The organism is Yersinia sp. Marseille-Q3913, assembly GCF_963892745.1.
In the GTDB taxonomy this organism is placed as follows: Bacteria; Pseudomonadota; Gammaproteobacteria; order Enterobacterales; family Enterobacteriaceae; genus Yersinia; species Yersinia bercovieri.
In genome coordinates, this window is the sequence record NZ_CAWQAF010000061.1 from 1 (window position 1) to 1,871 (window position 1,871).

Below are 1,871 nucleotides of genomic sequence, written 5' to 3' on the forward strand. Positions count from 1 at the left end.
GAACTGAAAGCGGTAACATTATGTTTTTTAATTATATTTTTCATTTCAAAGTAGGGCTGGCCTCGCTTAATTCCCAGGAACTTTGCTTCTTTATTCAAGGCCGCGCAGGCACCATCATTATTTGTAAGGACAATCACCGGCTTGCCTTTCAGGTCGGGCCTGAAAAGTTGCTCACATGCGCAATAAAACGCATTAGCATCACACAATAGGTACATTACTTTGTCCGGTGGATGGCATAAGTTACAACGCCAAAAATCTCCAGTTGATCTGGCTCGACATAAATCGGGCTGTAGGCTGGATTCATGGGCATTAAACACAGAGTAGGGCGGGTACATAGTTGTTTAACGGTAAATTCTCCATCTAAAGCTGCGATAACAATATCGCCATGTTCTGCTTGAAGAGATTTGTCGACCACAAGAAGATCGCCAGAAAGGATGCCCGCTTGAACCATCGATTCCCCCTGTGCGATCAAATAGAACGTAGACACAGGATGAAGCACGCAGTAATCGTTTAGATCTAAGGATTGTTCAATATAGTCCTGGGCTGGAGAGGGAAATCCGGCCACACAGTGATCGGCAAATAATGGAATAGTTGAAGTTGGTAAATCTATGCCCGCTGAGGATAGGAATTGAATTTTCATTGTGTGGCTCATTATTATAACTGTACATATATACAGTTATAATAGCCGGAATTATCTCAATAGCAAGCAAGAGAACTACGCCACATCAGGTCTTCGACATAACATAATAATTTCAGAACAAATTAACTTCGGGCTATTCCTGCAATTTTCGGTATACGCATTTTCTAATTCTCCCGCCCCGCTAAACAGTTCCACCGCCAGGCATGACAACAAGTGTGCGCTATCGCCGTCTACTACATCCGTTCTCACTCCCTGCGGTCGTTGCGCTGCGGCTTTGCAGACGCACTTGCAATCACGCTTATCTGGCAGAGGTCCTGACGCTTTACGGCGCGAGAAACAGAAAACTCGCGATTAACAGCAAAGGGGAATACACCAGATGAAAATTCATAACGCCGAAATACCTAGCAACTCATTGAATTTAAGCCACCTGTTCTCACGTTCACCACTTCGAAACCTGTTTGATTCCTCGAACCGTCGGCCAGGCGTGTCAGCTACTCAGTATCGGAAAGAGTTTGTTTCTATTTTCAAATACTTGGCCCCACATCATCACCGCTTTGATGTGTTTCGTGATTTTGTTCATGCAGCTGCTATCGCTATTCAAAATGCATTTTTAAAGTCTGATGAGTTAGAGCAAGAATATTTTGTAATTGAAAAACGCTTAGGCAAAGAGAATATGAGTCAGTTATCTCAATTGCTAGGGTGTGTTATTGGTGCTTTGGACTCAGAACCGAGTGACTTTCTGGGGAGTCTCTATATGGAATTAGAGTTGAGTGCGTCCAGTTTAGGTCAATTCTTTACCCCTCATTCATTATCGAAAATGATGGCAGCTTTAACGATGTCTGACGCAGTACAGAACTTAAACAGACGTCCCTTTATAACTTACAATGAACCAGCATGTGGGGCCGGTGGGATGGCTATTGCAGCAGCGATGTATATGCGTGAAAACGGGTATAACCCCCAAGAGCAAATTTTTATGGTTTGTACAGACATTGATGGCATGGTGGCTGATATGTGTTACATCCAATTATCGTTGCTGGGTATCCCTGCCCAGGTTATTACCGGTAATACACTCACACTGACAGTGAATAGAACTTTCCACACTCCTTTTTGGTATCTGGGGGGGTGGGAAGAAAAGTTAAAACACGCTGAGGCTGTTGAGCGGATGATGAAGATATTATCTAGCCTACAAGCCGCTTAATACTTTAAATACAAAGTGATATATAGAAGTCAT

3 protein-coding genes are annotated in these 1,871 nt (G+C 43.3%); 1 reads left to right on the top strand and 2 read right to left on the bottom strand.

From position 1 onward, the window contains the following. Together AACW11_RS17210 and umuD are read right to left on the bottom strand one after the other, a co-directional pair. A partial coding sequence (locus AACW11_RS17210; RefSeq protein ID WP_445285829.1) for a Y-family DNA polymerase occupies positions 1-215 on the bottom strand: 215 nt, incomplete at its 3' end. Further along, on the bottom strand, positions 215-640 hold the full coding sequence (gene umuD, locus AACW11_RS17215; RefSeq protein ID WP_145495514.1) for a translesion error-prone DNA polymerase V autoproteolytic subunit: 426 nt from the start codon (positions 638-640) through the stop codon (positions 215-217). The genes umuD and AACW11_RS17210, both read right to left, overlap by 1 nt. Before the next feature lie 376 nt (positions 641-1,016). On the opposite strand from umuD, the gene AACW11_RS17220 reads away from it, so the two are divergent. Then, positions 1,017-1,838 carry an N-6 DNA methylase gene (locus AACW11_RS17220; protein WP_145560932.1) on the top strand — a complete coding sequence of 274 codons (822 nt, stop codon included), beginning with the start codon at positions 1,017-1,019 and terminating at the stop codon, positions 1,836-1,838. The last annotated feature ends 33 nt before the right edge of the window (positions 1,839-1,871 follow it).